The sequence below is a fragment of the Shewanella sp. Sh95 genome (genome assembly GCF_001308045.1).
GTDB lineage: Bacteria > Pseudomonadota > Gammaproteobacteria > Enterobacterales > Shewanellaceae > Shewanella > Shewanella xiamenensis.
Genome location: NZ_LGYY01000246.1, coordinates 1 through 15,860 on the forward strand (window position 1 = coordinate 1; position 15,860 = coordinate 15,860).

General features: G+C 47.1%; 13 protein-coding genes. 12 read left to right on the forward strand and 1 reads right to left on the reverse strand.

Annotated elements, in window-relative coordinates; translation table 11 throughout:
• Positions 1-351: 351 nt before the first annotated feature.
• Positions 352-1,209 (forward strand): sulfurtransferase, encoded by an 858-nt coding sequence (locus AEA42_RS18690; protein WP_055648529.1) that lies wholly within the window; start codon positions 352-354, stop codon positions 1,207-1,209.
• Between the two features lie 92 nt (positions 1,210-1,301).
• Complete coding sequence (locus AEA42_RS18695) at positions 1,302-1,814, forward strand: DUF2937 family protein (protein WP_055648530.1); 513 nt, start codon at positions 1,302-1,304, stop codon at positions 1,812-1,814.
• A gap of 44 nt (positions 1,815-1,858) precedes the next feature.
• On the opposite strand, the gene AEA42_RS18700 is transcribed toward AEA42_RS18695, so the two are convergent.
• Complete coding sequence (locus AEA42_RS18700; RefSeq protein ID WP_055648531.1) at positions 1,859-3,166, reverse strand: FAD-binding oxidoreductase; 1,308 nt, start codon at positions 3,164-3,166, stop codon at positions 1,859-1,861.
• Between the two features lie 233 nt (positions 3,167-3,399).
• On the opposite strand from AEA42_RS18700, the gene AEA42_RS18705 reads away from it, so the two are divergent.
• From AEA42_RS18705 to gabT, 10 genes are all read left to right on the forward strand, one after another.
• Positions 3,400-3,948 carry a cupin domain-containing protein gene (locus AEA42_RS18705; protein ID WP_055648532.1) on the forward strand — a complete coding sequence of 183 codons (549 nt, stop codon included), beginning with the start codon at positions 3,400-3,402 and terminating at the stop codon, positions 3,946-3,948.
• A 384-nt stretch (positions 3,949-4,332) separates the two neighbouring features.
• Entirely contained in the window at positions 4,333-5,094 is a 762-nt protein-coding gene (locus tag AEA42_RS18710; RefSeq protein ID WP_055648533.1) for a gamma-glutamyl-gamma-aminobutyrate hydrolase family protein, read from the forward strand.
• Position 5,095: 1 nt separating this feature from the next.
• A complete protein-coding gene (locus AEA42_RS18715; RefSeq protein ID WP_037415407.1) occupies positions 5,096-6,451 on the forward strand; it encodes a glutamine synthetase family protein in 1,356 nt (451 codons plus the stop codon).
• A 622-nt stretch (positions 6,452-7,073) separates the two neighbouring features.
• Positions 7,074-8,174 carry a polyamine ABC transporter substrate-binding protein gene (locus AEA42_RS18720; RefSeq protein ID WP_037415411.1) on the forward strand — a complete coding sequence of 367 codons (1,101 nt, stop codon included), beginning with the start codon at positions 7,074-7,076 and terminating at the stop codon, positions 8,172-8,174.
• A 160-nt stretch (positions 8,175-8,334) separates the two neighbouring features.
• Entirely contained in the window at positions 8,335-9,471 is a 1,137-nt protein-coding gene (gene potA, locus AEA42_RS18725) for a polyamine ABC transporter ATP-binding protein (protein WP_037428537.1), read from the forward strand.
• A complete protein-coding gene (locus tag AEA42_RS18730; RefSeq protein WP_037415417.1) occupies positions 9,468-10,373 on the forward strand; it encodes an ABC transporter permease subunit in 906 nt (301 codons plus the stop codon). Before potA ends, AEA42_RS18730 begins: the two co-directional genes overlap by 4 nt.
• Complete coding sequence (locus AEA42_RS18735) at positions 10,370-11,185, forward strand: ABC transporter permease subunit (protein ID WP_037415420.1); 816 nt, start codon at positions 10,370-10,372, stop codon at positions 11,183-11,185. Before AEA42_RS18730 ends, AEA42_RS18735 begins: the two co-directional genes overlap by 4 nt.
• A gap of 311 nt (positions 11,186-11,496) precedes the next feature.
• Positions 11,497-12,783: an FAD-binding oxidoreductase gene (locus AEA42_RS18740; protein ID WP_055648534.1), complete on the forward strand. Its 1,287-nt coding sequence runs from the start codon at positions 11,497-11,499 to the stop codon at positions 12,781-12,783.
• 57 nt (positions 12,784-12,840) lie between these two features.
• Positions 12,841-14,289 (forward strand): NADP-dependent succinate-semialdehyde dehydrogenase, encoded by a 1,449-nt coding sequence (gabD, locus tag AEA42_RS18745; RefSeq protein ID WP_037428535.1) that lies wholly within the window; start codon positions 12,841-12,843, stop codon positions 14,287-14,289.
• A 63-nt stretch (positions 14,290-14,352) separates the two neighbouring features.
• On the forward strand, positions 14,353-15,630 hold the full coding sequence (gene gabT, locus AEA42_RS18750) for a 4-aminobutyrate--2-oxoglutarate transaminase (protein WP_037415429.1): 1,278 nt from the start codon (positions 14,353-14,355) through the stop codon (positions 15,628-15,630).
• The last annotated feature ends 230 nt before the right edge of the window (positions 15,631-15,860 follow it).

Genomic DNA, 15,860 nt, shown 5'->3' on the forward strand with positions numbered 1-15,860 from the left:
TGGAGGTACTCAGGCGGCCTGATTATCAAATCACGGAGAAAGAATTGCTGGCGGCCTGGGTATTATTCGCCAATCAGTTGCTCAAATATGGCTATGCTATGGCTGATTTATGAGGGGATCCTTCAGCGTTAAGTATCAAGGTTATCGAAAAATGCTTGTTGCACCTGTAGAAAATAGCTGGTTTAGTGGAGGTGAATCACCACAAAGCCTAAATCATTTTGAAAGTATTTAGGGGGCGTTTTCAGGTTAAATTGCTGTCAAAATACCCCGAAACTTCAATACGCCATTAATGCAAGATAATCGCGATGGGGTGTTGAATTTGAATCAATAAAACAACAATAAGGACAACCAATGGAATATCCTCTCGTCAGTACTCAATGGCTCGAAGCGCATCTTACCTCGCCTGATTTAGTGTTACTCGACGCCAGTATGGCCGTGGTTTTGGGCAAAGAGCCGATTGTCTATTCAGAGCCTGTATGTATTCCTCGCTCGAGGCGCTTTGATGTGGAAGAGGATTTTTGCGATAAAACGTCTTCTCAAACCCATGCCTTACCCAAATTTGAACAGTTTGTAGAAGGAATTGCCAAGCTTGGTATTAGCCCGAACAGCGTGGTTGTTATCTATGATAATCAAGGTATTTATTCATCTCCGCGCGCTTGGTGGATTTTCAAAGTAATGGGATTTCACCGTGTGTATGTGCTCGATGGTGGCTTACCTCAATGGATGGCTGAATACAGAGTCACCTCATCTCGCTATCAGGAAGAAGGGATAGATTATGGCGCAAGCGATAGTGAGGAACTGACTGCTGTACTGGAATATCAGCCTGCGAAGGTGATGGATGCTGAGGCTGTGTTAGCCAAGCTTGATGATAGCGATAGTGCGATTATTGATGCACGGGGATCGGCGCGCTTTTTAGGCCAAGTGAGCGAGCCGCGACCTGGAGTGCGCAGTGGGCATATTCCCCATTCGGTCAATCTCCCCTTTGGTGACGTGCTCAATGGCTTCAAAATCAAAGATGTGGCCGAATTGGTTAAGCTGTTTCAAGGGCTTGTTAGCGATAAACCGTTAAGGATTTTTAGCTGTGGCTCGGGTATTACCGCCTGTATTTTAATCTTAGCCTCGGTCGCTTCGGGGCATACTGATGCTGTACTTTACGATGGTTCTTGGGCTGATTGGGGCAGTCGCAACGATTTACCCATCGAGCGTTAAACGATATTAGGTGGAGTGCTGTCCTTCGGAATGCTAACCTTGCCGCAATCAATTGACTGTGATATGTCCTTTGACTTATCAAGGAGTTTGTCATGATAACCAGATTGTTCGATAAATTGATCTTTGGCTTTATCTTAGTGATGGCGCTGCAACTTCCCCAATTAGCCGATCATTATCAGCAATTTTTAGCGGGGCTCTATACGTCGACTCAATGGCAAGTTGAGGGCTATGAGGCCACGGCGAAGGAATATCACTACGGCGATGTCGAAACCATGATTGCCCGCCATTTGCAAAACGAGGAGCCTAGCGTCAGGGCGGATGCCGAGCAAAAGCGCCAGACGCTAGCCCTGTATCAAGCGCTGCAGCAGGGAATGCAGACCTTTGCGCAGGGGAATCTCTTCGAGAAAACCGCCTATATGTTTAATCCAGCTCGTTTTGAATATTTACAGCAAACCATAGTTAACTTTAAGCCGGGCATCCCGTTAACCACCAGTGGGATATGCTTTGGCGTGCTGGTGGCGCTAATAGTCCATTATCTTGGCTCGGTGCCTTTTATTCTGTGGTCAAGGCGCCGCAAACACCTTAACGCTGTCGGCGCCATTTAGTGTCGTTGGATAGCTTGCTCGCATATCCAACGACAGGGCAAACCTTAGAATAAGTCTTTAAACCTGTGGTACAGCATACCCGCAGCCAGCATGGGCGAGCGGAATGTGGGGCCGCCGGGGAAGGTCATATGTTTGATTTTGGCAAACACATCAAAATATCCCGCTTGCTGACATATGGCTTCGGCGAGCAGTTTGGCGGCCATATGGGTGGCATTGACGCCGTGGCCTGCGTAGGCTTGGGCGTAAAAAATATTACTCGCATCGGGGAGACGACCGATTTGGGGCATACGGTTGGTGCCAATGCCTATCATGCCGCCCCATTCGTAATCGATGCGTACGCCTTTTAACTGTGGGAATACTTTCTCAAGGTTCGGCCTGAGCGCTGCTTCAATATCCTTGGGGTCTTTGCCTGAATAAGTACAAAGTCCGCCAAAGAGTAAGCGTCTATCCGCAGATAAGTGGAAGTAATCTAAGGCGATTCGCATGTCTGCAAAGGCCATATTTTGCGGGATAATGCTTTGGCATTGCGCTTCTGTCAGCGGCTCGGTTGCAAGCAAGTAACTCCCCGCGGGCAGGACTTTTCCGCCGATGTAGCTATTCAGTTTATGGCCAATATAAGCGTTGCCCGCGAGCACCACATATTGGCAAGTCACTTCGCCTTTTGCCGTTAATACTCGTGGTTTATCGCCAGGAATAATCTTTTCTGCGGCGCTGTATTCAAATAATTGAGCGCCCAATTCTCGGGCAACACGAGCCTCGCCCAAGGCCAAATTCAGCGGATGCAAATGGCCGCTGCCCATGTCGACTAGAGCGCCTTGGTAAAAGTCTGAGCCGATAACTTCTCCGAGCTGAGACTGAGTTAATAGTTTGATTTCATGCTGATATCCAAGGCGTTTAAGATGGTCGAACTCTTGTTCTAGTTCGAGCATATGCCGAGGTTTAACTGCCAGATCGCAATAGCCCATTTGTAAATCGCAATCGATGTGATGGGTCTGGATGCGATTTCGCACAATCTCTACCGCTTCAAACCCCATTTGCTCAATGGCGCTCACGCCTTCCTGGCCTATCTCATTGATAAATTGCGCAGGATCATGGCCAATCCCACGGATCAGCTCACCACCATTACGCCCAGAGGCGCCCCAGCCTATGCGCTTGGCCTCGAGTAGCACCACGTTTAGGCCCTTTTGCCGAAGTTCGATAGCTGTGTTAATCCCACTGAAACCACCGCCGATAATGCAAACGTCGGTGCTTACCTTGCCCTCAAGTTGGGGATGAGCGTAAATTTCTTTTGCAGTATCAACATAATAAGACTGGGGATATTGTTCACTATGAACGGGAGGTTTGGTGGTCATTTGAGCTCCAAAAAATTGTTTTTATTGTAAATTGGGCTTGTCCCAGTATACTCATCACACTTTTGTGATACTGCTAAAAAGTGTGCATTTTATTTAACACACTTTTTAGCTAGAATACAACGGAAGCGTGTAAACTCACGCTTTGGGGCTAAAATGTGTTTAGGATGGTGTTTATCCTGAACAACCTGTTCTTCATCTATCGGGGCGACCGATCCTTTGGGGAGATGTGAAATTTGGATATTGGAGCCAGTCTCAGAACTGTTCGAAAAATGAAAGGCTTATCCCAGCGTGAGCTGGCTAAGCGTGCTGGTGTGACTAACAGTACAATTTCAATGATCGAAAAAAACAGTGTTAGCCCATCCGTCAGTTCTTTGAAAAAAGTATTGTCGGGTATCCCTATGTCTTTAGTAGACTTTTTCTCAATTGAAGCCTCGATTGAGAGCGAGCAAAAAGTGGTTTATCGCTCCGATGAACTCCTCGATATAGGTACTGGGCCGTTAGAATTTAAATTGATTGGCCGCGACTTTCCCAATCGTGCCATGTCGGTGATGAGTGAAACCTATCCACCGGGTTCAGATACGGGCGAGGAAATGCTAAAACACGAAGGTGAAGAGGCGGCCATGGTGATCGAAGGCAAGTTCGAGCTTACCGTTGGCGACGAGGTATATATCTTAGAAGCGGGTGATAGCTATTACTTTAATAGTGAGCTACCACATCGATTTCGCAATCCTTTCGATGAGCCTTGTCGGCTGATCAGTGCTACAACCCCTGCTAATTTCTAATTGCGTAACGCTGTCCTAGATTGCCTAGGGTAGCGTTCTCTTTGAGAACCCACTAGTTACTCACCATATTAGTCTGGCTTTGGATTGTAATATATCATTCAAAGTGTAAATAATATTTTTCAAATGAACTTAGGTTTTCAGTCTTTATCTTTGGCTGATTTTTATCCTAACAATACTGTTGATGGTTGTTTTATCATCAAAAAACAAAGATTGTTAGTTTAAGTTTCTGTATTAAAACTAAAAATTACGCATTTAAATCAAACTGTCATTAACAAGTGTTTAACCTCTTGCCTGAGGTTAAATTTCGGTGTACTGTGTGAAAAAATGAACATTAAAAATTAACTTGTTCATTGTACTCGTGAATAAATGCTTGGAAGGTGAGTTATGTCTACCCTGTTACCCCTTATTGGTGTTATTGCGTGTAACCAACGATTGGGTTCACACCCTTTTAATATTGTTGGCGAAAAATACCTATTAGGTGTGGTAAATGGTGCTAAGGGGTGGCCACTTGTGATCCCATCCTTAGGCGCGGACCAACCTATCGAAGCCATTCTGGCAAGACTTGACGGTATTCTGTTTACGGGTTCGCCCTCTAACGTTGAGCCACACCTTTATGCGGGGGTACCGAGTGAAGCGGGTACTCACCACGATCCTAAGCGTGACGCTACGACACTACCACTTATTCGAGCTGCCATTGCTGCGGGAGTCCCCGTGCTTGGGATTTGCCGTGGTTTTCAAGAAATGAACGTGGCTTTTGGTGGCAGTCTGCACCAGAAGTTACACGAAGTGGGCGGTTTTATTGAACATAGAGAAGATAAAGAGGCCTCGTTAGAGGTGCAATATGGGCCATCCCACAGTATTACTGTGGAGCCTGGGGGGGTCATTTACGAGGCTTGGGGCCGTAACTCTGCAGAGGTTAACTCTGTGCATACTCAAGGCGTGGAGCGCCTTGGGATGGGGTTGCGGCCAGAAGCTTGTGCTCCTGATGGTCTTGTGGAGGCTTTCTCCGTGATCGATGCCACTGAATTTGCCCTCGGTGTGCAATGGCATCCTGAATGGAAAGTAAGTGAAAACCCATTTTACCTCTCAATATTCAATGCCTTTGGCGATGCGTGTTGTCGTAGGGCTACAACTCGAGTGAAATAAAATGAATAAGCTAATCGCTTTTTTAAAAGAACGAAAAATCACAGAAGTCGAATGTGTTATCAGCGATATGACTGGTATCGCCCGTGGCAAAATTGCCCCAGTAGATAAATTTCTCGATGAAAAAGGTATGCGCTTACCCGAAAGCGTGTTGCTGCAAACCGTCACCGGTGACTTTGTCGACGATGATATCTATTACAGTTTGCTCGATGATGCCGATATCGATTTTGTCTGCGTTCCCGATGAAAATGCAGTATTTATGCTGCCTTGGACAATTGAAGCTACGGCACAGGTGATCCACGATTGTTACGACAGAATGGGCAATCCTATCGAATTATCACCTCGTAACGTCTTGAAAAAAGTGCTGTCTCTTTATGATGAAAAAGGCTGGGAGCCTGTTATTGCACCTGAGATGGAGTTTTACCTGACCAGCCGCAGCGATGATCACGATTTACCCCTCAAGCCGCCTATTGGTCGCTCAGGCAGACCGGAAGCGGGGCGTCAGTCTTTTTCAATTGATGCCGCCAACGAATACGATCCTCTGTTTGAAGACATGTATGACTGGTGCGAAATTCAGGGTTTAGATATTGATACGCTTATCCATGAAGATGGCCCAGCACAGATGGAGATTAACTTCAGTCACGGCAACCCGTTATCACTAGCGGATCAGGTGTTTGTGTTTAAGCGCACTCTACGTGAAGCGGCACTAAAGCATAATGTTTGCGCTACCTTTATGGCAAAACCCGTAACCGATGAGCCGGGTAGTGCTATGCATATTCATCAAAGTGTGATTAACAAAGAAACCGGTAAAAATATATTTACCAACGAAGATGGTACGCAAAGTGCGTTGTTTTTGAGTTATATCGCAGGGCTACAGAAATTTATCCCTGAACTCCTACCTTTGATGGCCCCAAATGCTAACTCGTTCCGTCGATTCTTACCGGGAACCTCTGCGCCCGTTAACTTGGAATGGGGGGTTGAAAATAGGACCTGTGGTTTACGTATTCCGGAATCTTCACCTCAAAATCGTCGTATTGAAAACCGTATACCTGGTGCGGATGCTAACTGCTACTTAGCCATTGCAGCGAGTTTACTCTGTGGTTATATCGGTATGGTCGAGGGACTCAAACCCTCCACACCCGTTCAAGGTAAATCCAATGAAAGCCGGAGCAATAACCCACACTGCTTACCATTAACCTTGGAAGAGGCGTTAGCCGCGATGGAAGAAAGTGATGCCTGTAAGGAATATTTAGGTGAGTCCTTTACCACGGGCTTTGTGGCCGTCAAACAGGCCGAGCTTGAAAATTTCCGCAGAGTGGTGAGTTCGTGGGAGCGAGAATTTTTATTACTCAGTGTATAAAATGTTTTACATAGGTTGCACTGTTTTTGTTCAATATCGTCATGTTGTTAACGGATTCTAACGCCTGACAATGAGAACATTCAAACAGTGATTAAAAATTCTCTGCACCATTTTGGGTTGCTTGCTTAACTTTGGTGCAGAGTGCTTTTAACCTTAAGTGCTTACTTTGGATAAAGGGAAGATTTATCTGCTCTTTTGAGTGCTCATTCATTTAGTGTTTCTGTATGCGGTGCTTGGGTCCTAAGAGTAAATACATAAAGTTGAACCTGTAAGTTTGGTTTTAACTGGCTGTTAGTTAATAACTTTGTAAGATGGTTGCAGCGGTTTCCCTAGGGGCTTGAGGCATTTGCCTTAATATTGCAAGATGTAGGGTGTTACGATAACTAGTCTATTTTTATGCTTGTTAATGCAAATATAGATATAGATAAATTTGGCATGAAATCTGATAATCCCATTCATTGCAGCGACCTAGAGATGAAGGCATTATGGTGCTGTAGAGACTGCCGATGCGGTTTTTAAGGTGTAGCATTGGTCGAGAATAACAACAATAACCGAGCAGATGGTCGGTGACACAATTTCAGAATTGTTAAAGGCAATTCTGCTACCCGAGAAAGGAGAAAGCATGAAGCTATTTAATAAGATGACGACTTTGGCGCTAGTAACCGCAGGATCACTTGCCAGCGTAGCTGCTCAAGCTGAAGAAGTTGTGCGTGTATATAATTGGTCTGATTATATTGCAGAAGACACCTTAGAAAACTTCAAAAAGGAAACTGGGATTCGGGTGATTTACGATGTGTTTGATAGCAACGAAGTTGTCGAAGCTAAGTTATTATCTGGTCGCAGCGGCTATGACATCGTTGTCCCATCCAACCATTTCCTCGCTAAACAGATTAAGGCCGGTGCATTCAAGCCACTAGACCGCTCTAAACTCACCAATTTTAAAAACCTCAATGCTGACCTGATGAAGCTGTTAGAGAAGGCCGATCCAGGTAACCAATATGCAGTCCCTTATCTGTGGGGAACGAATGGTATTGGTTACAACATCAATAAAGTGAAAGCGGCTGTGGGTGAAGATGCACCATTAAATTCTATGGAGCTGATCTTTAACCCAAAATATGCTGAAAAAATCTCTAAATGTGGCTTTGCCATGTTAGATTCGGCCGATGATATGGTGCCACAGGCGATGATTTATCTTGGGCTCGATCCTAACAGTACTAAGGCCGAAGATTACGAAAAAGCCGGTGAGTTACTCGAAAAGATTCGTCCCTATGTGACGTATTTCCATTCATCACGTTATATCTCTGATCTCGCCAATGGTGATATTTGCGTGGCTTATGGTTTCTCTGGTGATGTGTTCCAAGCTGCTGCCCGCGCCGATGAAGCGGGTAATGGCAATAAGATTGGTTACTCTATTCCTAAAGAAGGCGCCAACCTGTGGTTTGATATGTTAGCCATCCCAGCAGACGCCACTAACGTGGAAAATGCTCACAAGCTTATCAACTACTTACTTCGCCCTGAGGTGATTGCACCTATCTCTAACTATGTGGCTTACGCAAATCCTAACGATCCTGCGCAGCCCTTAGTCGATGAAGCGATTCGCAATGACCCAGCGATTTATCCACCAAAAGAAGTGTTGGATAAATTGTATATTGGCGAAATTCGTCCATTGAAAATCCAACGTGTATTAACTCGCGTCTGGACCAAAGTGAAATCTGGCCAATAATCGACATGGGGCAAGCACAGCTTGCCCCTTTTGATAAACAAGACAATGGCAGCTCCTTTGGACATTAAGTCTGCAAGATTAAATCTCTATTCATTAATTCATTGTGTAAATCTCAAGTGTTGAATGTGTTATCACATCAATACTCGGGTGGAGAAGTACTATGGCAAGCACCTCGGGCGTCACCAATAAACCCACTACAAAGACGCAAGAAAAAGTCCTGCTTAAGATTGAGCGGGTCAGTAAGCTGTTTGATGATGTGCGTGCAGTTGACGACGTATCATTGACGATCAATAAAGGCGAAATTTTTGCCTTACTTGGAGGCTCAGGCTCGGGTAAGTCTACCTTGTTGCGTATGCTCGCGGGGTTCGAAAGACCGACTTCTGGGCGGATTTTTCTCGATGGTGAAGATATTACCGATCTACCGCCTTATGAACGTCCGATCAATATGATGTTTCAATCCTATGCGCTATTTCCCCATATGACTGTGGCACAAAATATCGCCTTTGGTTTGAAGCAAGACAAGTTACCGAAAGCTGAAATTGAGCAACGCGTACAGGAAATGCTCAAGTTGGTACATATGGAGCAATACGGGAAACGTAAACCGCATCAGCTTTCTGGTGGTCAGCGCCAACGGGTCGCCCTTGCTCGATCTTTGGCAAAACGTCCGAAATTATTATTGCTTGACGAGCCCATGGGTGCACTAGATAAGAAACTGCGTACTCAGATGCAGTTAGAAGTGGTTGAAATCCTCGAACGTGTTGGTGTGACCTGTGTGATGGTGACCCATGATCAGGAAGAGGCCATGACCATGGCGGGCCGGATCTCGATTATGAGTGATGGTTGGATAGCTCAAACTGGCTCTCCTATGGATATCTACGAGAGTCCAAATAGTCGCATGATTGCCGAATTTATCGGTTCAGTGAACCTCTTTGGCGGTGAGATTGAAGTGGATGAAGTCGACCACCTCATCATTAAACCCAATGATTTAGTACAGCCTTTCTATGTGGGTTACGGGGTAACCACCAGTGTTGAAGAAAAACACGTATGGCTCGCTGTGCGCCCTGAGAAAACCATTATCAGCCGTGAACAACCTGAAGGTGAATACAACTGGGCTAAGGGCATAGTGCATGATATTGCCTATTTAGGTGGGATCTCGGTGTACTACATTCGCCTTGAAAATGGTCAGATTGTGCAATGCAGTATGACAAACCGTGAACGTCGCGCCGACCATGCAACCTGGGATGATGAAGTGTTTATCAGTTGGGAGGACACCAGTGGCGTGGTGTTAAGATCATGAAGATAAAGTCCAAACTTAAATGGCTTAAAGGACGCTTCTGGACGATAAGTCTACCTTATACTTGGCTATTGCTGTTCTTCGCCTTGCCCTTTGCCATTGTCCTTAAAATTAGTTTCTCTACGGCGGCGATTTCAATTCCGCCCTATGAGGCGACTTTTCAATATGCAGATGATGTACTAAATATCTTCCTGCATTTGGGTAACTATTTGATGTTGCTAGATGATTCGCTGTATTACACCGCGTATCTCAGCTCATTAAAAATGGCGCTCATTTCAACCATTGGTTGTTTGATCATTGGTTATCCTATGGCCTATGCCATTGCCCGTGCGCCAGCAAGGTTGCAAACTGTGCTGTTGTTATTGGTGATGCTACCTTCTTGGACCTCGTTCTTAATCCGCGTTTATGCCTGGATGGGGATCTTAAGTAACACGGGGATTATCAATAACACATTGATGTGGTTAGGAGTCATTTCTGAGCCATTGCAAATCTTGAACACCAATATCGCCGTCTATATCGGGATTATCTATGCCTATTTGCCCTTTATGATCTTGCCGCTGTATGCGACCTTAGTGAAGTTAGATATGAGCTTGATTGAGGCAGCTTCGGATTTAGGATCAAGTCGGATTAACACTTTCTGGAAAATCACTTTTCCTTTATCCAAAAGTGGGGTGATTGCTGGATCGATGTTGGTATTTATTCCGGCAGTCGGCGAGTTTGTGATCCCTGAACTGCTCGGCGGTCCAGATTCGTTAATGATAGGTAAAGTGTTGTGGCAGGAATTCTTCAATAACCGTGATTGGCCTATGGCCTCATCACTGGCGATTGTGATGCTGGCACTACTGATTATTCCTATTACCTTATTCCATCGCTATCAAGCACGTAGTTTGGAGAAAGACCTATGAAAAAGCTGAGTTTTTCTTCTGTAATGCTGTGGTTTGGGTTGTTCTTTTTATACGCGCCTATGCTGATTCTAGTGATCTATTCTTTTAACGAATCCAAGCTTGTGACAGTGTGGGGCGGTTTTTCACCTAAGTGGTACGGCGAGCTATTTGCCGATCAGCAGATCCTCGATGCCGTATGGACCAGCCTAAGAATTGCGTTTTACAGCTCCACTATGGCGGTGATTATCGGCACTATGGCTGCCTTTGTGATGACGCGGTTTAAGCGTTCATGGGCCAAGCTCACCTTGTCAAATATGATCACAGCGCCCTTGGTTATGCCCGAGGTCATCACGGGTTTGTCATTACTGCTGCTATTTGTGCATTTGGCAGATCTTTTAGGTTGGCCGAAAGAGCGCGGCATGGTGACAGTATGGATTGCCCATTCGACCTTCTGTGCGGCCTATGTGGCTGTGGTGGTGTCTTCAAGATTGCGTGAGTTAGATATGTCAATCGAAGAGGCGGCAATGGATCTTGGTGCAACACCGCTTAAGACCTTCTTCCTGATTACTGTGCCTATGATTTCGCCGGCATTAGTGGCGGGGTGGTTGTTATCCTTTAGTCTGTCACTCGATGACTTAGTGATTGCAAGCTTTGCCTCAGGCCCCGGTGCGACGACCTTACCTATGGTGGTGTTCTCCTCGGTGCGTTTGGGCGTATCGCCTAAGATCAACGCATTGGCAACACTTATCATTCTATGTGTGTCGTTAATTGCCTTCCTGTCGTGGTATATGGCAAGACGCGCCGAAAAACGTGAACGGATGCCGCTTAACTAACGTGTACTAACATGCACAAATGAGGATTCCAGTGCTGAGATTCAAGAGAGAGTGAGCAAGCACTGAGTCGAAATCTCGAGTGAAAAAGGATGGCCTTAATACCAAAGGCCATCCTTCTCTCTTCCCGCCAAGTCTTCTTATCTGTACCTCTACACTCAATTTTCAAATCTGTTTAAGACATAAAGGACACCTTGTTTGAAATATCAAACATTGTGTAAATTATTGTGCTTTTATGGCTAGTGTTTCCCGATTTGAAGGTGTAGGATGTGATAGTTGTTTAAAATAATGAACATAAAAATCAAGGGAACATCATGTCAGCCATACCTCACACTGGATCATATTATGCGGCATCGGCCAACGATAAGGTTGAGCGCGCGCGTTTACAGGAATCGATTGAAGCCGATGTTTGTGTGATTGGTGCGGGGTATACAGGCCTGTCTGCCGCACTGCATTTACTCGAATCGGGTTTTAGTGTGGTGGTGCTCGAAGCGGCGCGAATTGGTTGGGGAGCCTCGGGGCGTAATGGCGGACAAATCGTCAACAGCTATAGCCGTGACATTGATACCATTGAAAAAACCGTTGGCAAAGAACAAGCCAAGCTCTTTGGTCAAATGGCCTTCGAGGGCGGACGCATCATCCGTGAACGTATCGCTAAGTACAACATTGACTGCGATCTCAAAGATGGCGGCGTATTTGCGGCGATGAACGAAAAGCAGATGGGACATTTACGCCATCAAAAGCAGTTATGGGAAAGCCATGGTCATGTTGGCAAGCTTGAGATGCTCGATGCAAACGGCATTCGAACTGTGGTAAATACTGAGCGCTATGTCGGCGGTATGTTGGACAAGAGCGGCGGCCATATTCACCCGCTGAATTTAGCCTTGGGTGAAGCCCGTGCAGTAGAATCCCTCGGCGGCAAGATTTTTGAAGACTCAGCGGTGCTGCGGGTCGATGAAGGCGATAGTCCTGTCGTACACACCGCTAAGGGCAGTGTAAAAGCCAAGTTTGTGGTGGTGGCAGGTAACGCTTACCTCGGTAAACTTATGCCAGAATTACAAGCCAAGTCTATGCCTTGCGGTACACAAGTGATCACCACAGAGCCCTTGGATGAAGAGCTGGCTGCAAGTCTGTTGCCCCAAGACTACTGCGTCGAAGATTGTAACTATCTGCTTGATTATTTTAGGCTGTCTGGCGACAAGCGCCTGATCTACGGTGGTGGTGTAGTGTATGGTGCCCGCGATCCTGCGGATATTGAATCCCTGATTATCCCGAATATGCTCAAAACCTTCCCACAGTTAAAAGGAGTTAAGGTTGATTATGCTTGGACGGGTAACTTTTTATTGACCTTATCGCGTCTACCACAGGTCGGTCGTATTGGTAAAAATATCTATTACTCACAGGGTTGTAGCGGCCATGGCGTTACTTATACCCACTTGGCAGGCAAGTTAATTGCCGAAATGCTCAATGGTCAAGCCAAGCGTTTCGATGCTTTTGCGGCGCTGCCCCATTATCCCTTCCCCGGCGGACACGCCTTACGTGTGCCTTTTAGTGCGTTGGGGGCATGGTATTACAGTCTAAGAGACAAATTAGGTATTTAATTTATTTGAATTTTTTATACGAGGTAAGGCATTACCTCGCAGCGAGAGGAATTTCCAGTGTTGTTAAAAGACCCGAGTCTGCTGCGTCAGCAATGTTATATCAATGGTCAGTGGTGCGATGCGCAGTCAAAAGAAACTGTCGCTATCGCCAATCCGGCGACGGGCGCGGTGATCGCCAGTGTCCCTGTGATGGGGCAAGCCGAAACTCAAGCGGCGATTGCGGCAGCCGAAGCGGCATTGCCAGCATGGAGAGCACTTACCGCAAAAGAGCGTGGTGCCAAGCTGCGTCGCTGGTTTGAATTGCTCAATGAAAACAGTGATGACTTAGCGCTAATGATGACCACTGAGCAGGGCAAACCCCTTGCCGAAGCTAAGGGGGAAGTCACCTACGCCGCCTCCTTTATCGAATGGTTCGCCGAAGAAGCGAAACGCGTCTATGGCGATACGATTCCTGGGCATCAGGGCGATAAACGTATCATGGTGATCAAGCAGCCCGTGGGCGTGACTGCGGCCATTACCCCTTGGAACTTTCCTGCGGCGATGATCACCCGTAAAGCCGCGCCAGCACTGGCTGCCGGTTGTACTATGGTGGTGAAACCTGCGCCGCAAACACCTTTTACCGCATTAGCCTTAGCCGTGCTTGCCGAGCGCGCCGGGATCCCCGCTGGGGTATTCAGTGTGATCACCGGTGATGCTATCGGAATTGGTAATGAGATGTGTAGCAACCCAACTGTGCGTAAGTTGTCTTTCACTGGCTCGACCCAAGTGGGTATTAAGTTGATGGAGCAATGCGCGCCGACTCTGAAGAAATTATCTTTAGAATTAGGCGGTAATGCGCCATTTATCGTATTCGACGATGCCAATATCGATGCGGCGGTCGAAGGCGCCATGATCGCTAAGTATCGCAATGCGGGGCAAACCTGTGTCTGCGCTAACCGCATCTATGTCCAAGCGGGTGTGTATGATGAATTTGCTCGCAAGCTCAGCATTGCCGTGGGCAAATTAAAGGTGGGCGAGGGGATTACTGAAGGCGTCACTACGGGACCGCTTATCAATCGCGCGGCGGTAGAAAAAGTCCAGAGCCACCTTGAGGATGCGCTCAGTAAAGGGGCGACAGTAGTCGCGGGCGGTAAGCCCCATAGCTTAGGCGGCAACTTCTTCGAGCCCACGGTACTGACGCATGTCGATAGCAGTATGCGCGTGGCCCGTGAAGAAACCTTTGGCCCACTGGCGCCGCTGTTTAAGTTTACCGATGTGGACGATGTGATTAAGCAAGCCAATGATACCGAGTTTGGGTTAGCGGCTTATTTTTATGGCCGTGATATCTCCTTAGTGTGGAAAGTGGCCGAGGCATTGGAATACGGCATGGTAGGCGTCAACACTGGGTTGATCTCCACCGAAGTCGCGCCGTTTGGCGGAATGAAATCCTCAGGGCTCGGCCGAGAAGGCTCTAAGTTCGGTATCGAAGAATATTTAGAAATCAAATATATCTGTATGTCTGTTTAAGTGACTGACGCTTGACAGGCAATGCGACTTCAGCAAGTTGGGAATGCAAGTAAGGAACACAAAATGAGCACAACTAATGATTCATTAATGGCACGTCGCCAAGCCGCTGTAGCTGGTGGAGTGGGTCAAATTCACCCAATTTTTACTGCCCGCGCTGAAAACGCGAGTGTGTGGGATGTTGAAGGTCGAGAGTTTATCGACTTTGCGGGTGGTATTGCTGTGCTCAACACTGGGCATTTACATCCTAAGGTTAAGGCGGCTGTTGCGGCGCAGCTTGAGGACTTCTCCCACACCTGTTTTATGGTGCTGGGTTATGAAAGCTATATTCAAGTCTGTGAAAAACTGAATCAGTTAGTGCCGGGGGATTTTGCCAAGAAGACGGCCTTATTCACCAGCGGCTCAGAAGCGGTTGAAAATGCAGTTAAAGTTGCTCGAGCATATACTAAGCGGGCGGGCGTGATTGCCTTTACCTCGGGTTATCATGGTCGCACTATGGCGGCACTGGCATTAACGGGAAAGGTCGCGCCTTACAGTAAAGGCATGGGGTTAATGTCGGCGAATGTGTTCCGCGCTGAGTTTCCCTGTGCGCTACACGGCGTGTCCGATGATGATGCGATGGCCTCTATCGAACGTATCTTTAAAAATGATGCCGAGCCGAGTGATATTGCCGCAATTATTCTCGAACCAGTGCAGGGCGAAGGCGGGTTTTATGCCGCTTCGCCAGCCTTTATGCAGCGTTTACGCGCGCTTTGCGACCGTGAAGGTATTATGTTGATCGCCGATGAAGTGCAAACGGGGGCGGGTCGCACGGGGACCTTCTTCGCGATGGAGCAAATGGGCGTGAGCGCTGATATCACCACCTTTGCGAAATCCATTGCTGGTGGCTTCCCACTCTCAGGTATTACGGGTAAAGCTGAAGTCATGGATGCCATTGGCCCCGGGGGCCTTGGCGGCACCTACGGCGGTAACCCGCTGGCCTGTGCGGCGGCGCTTGCCGTACTTGAGGTGTTTGAAGAGGAAAAGCTGCTTGAGCGTGCCAATGCGATTGGCGAGCGGATTAAGTCGGCGTTAAATACCATGCAAGTCGAACATCCACAAATTGCCGATGTGCGTGGTCTAGGGGCGATGATCGCCATTGAATTAATGGAAGATGGCAAACCTGCACCTCAGTACTGTGCTCAAATCTTAGCCGAGGCTAGAAACCGAGGATTGATTCTCCTCTCCTGCGGCACCTACGGAAACGTGCTGCGTATTTTGGTGCCATTGACAGTGCCAGACGAGCAGCTCGGAGCGGGGCTGGGCATTCTTAAAGCCTGCTTCGATGCCGTGTTAAAAGGTTAATAGCCATAAAAAATCCCGCTTAGGCGTAATGCCGATCAGTTAAGACAGATCGCTTGACGATCTCGCTGAAAAGATCAAAATCCGATGACCTCATGTCATCGGATTTTTTATGCAACTCTCAGAAGCACTCGCCCGTACTCATATTACCCGCCTAACCGAATTCACCTGCTTAGCAGATGTGTTAGAACCTGAATTAATTCAATCTTGCCTAGACTCTCAGGGCGTTGCGA

Bases quoted from the DNA above. Each gene is read 5' to 3' on its own strand.
- AEA42_RS18700 (WP_055648531.1), bottom strand. From the start codon at position 3,166: ATGACCACCAAACCTCCCGTTCATAGTGAACAATATCCCCAGTCTTAT.
- AEA42_RS18710 (WP_055648533.1), top strand. From the start codon at position 4,333: ATGTCTACCCTGTTACCCCTTATTGGTGTTATTGCGTGTAACCAACGA.
- AEA42_RS18695 (WP_055648530.1), top strand. From the start codon at position 1,302: ATGATAACCAGATTGTTCGATAAATTGATCTTTGGCTTTATCTTAGTG.
- AEA42_RS18730 (WP_037415417.1), top strand. From the start codon at position 9,468: ATGAAGATAAAGTCCAAACTTAAATGGCTTAAAGGACGCTTCTGGACG.
- AEA42_RS18720 (WP_037415411.1), top strand. From the start codon at position 7,074: ATGAAGCTATTTAATAAGATGACGACTTTGGCGCTAGTAACCGCAGGA.
- AEA42_RS18715 (WP_037415407.1), top strand. From the start codon at position 5,096: ATGAATAAGCTAATCGCTTTTTTAAAAGAACGAAAAATCACAGAAGTC.
- gabT (WP_037415429.1), top strand. From the start codon at position 14,353: ATGAGCACAACTAATGATTCATTAATGGCACGTCGCCAAGCCGCTGTA.
- potA (WP_037428537.1), top strand. From the start codon at position 8,335: ATGGCAAGCACCTCGGGCGTCACCAATAAACCCACTACAAAGACGCAA.
- AEA42_RS18735 (WP_037415420.1), top strand. From the start codon at position 10,370: ATGAAAAAGCTGAGTTTTTCTTCTGTAATGCTGTGGTTTGGGTTGTTC.
- AEA42_RS18690 (WP_055648529.1), top strand. From the start codon at position 352: ATGGAATATCCTCTCGTCAGTACTCAATGGCTCGAAGCGCATCTTACC.
- AEA42_RS18740 (WP_055648534.1), top strand. From the start codon at position 11,497: ATGTCAGCCATACCTCACACTGGATCATATTATGCGGCATCGGCCAAC.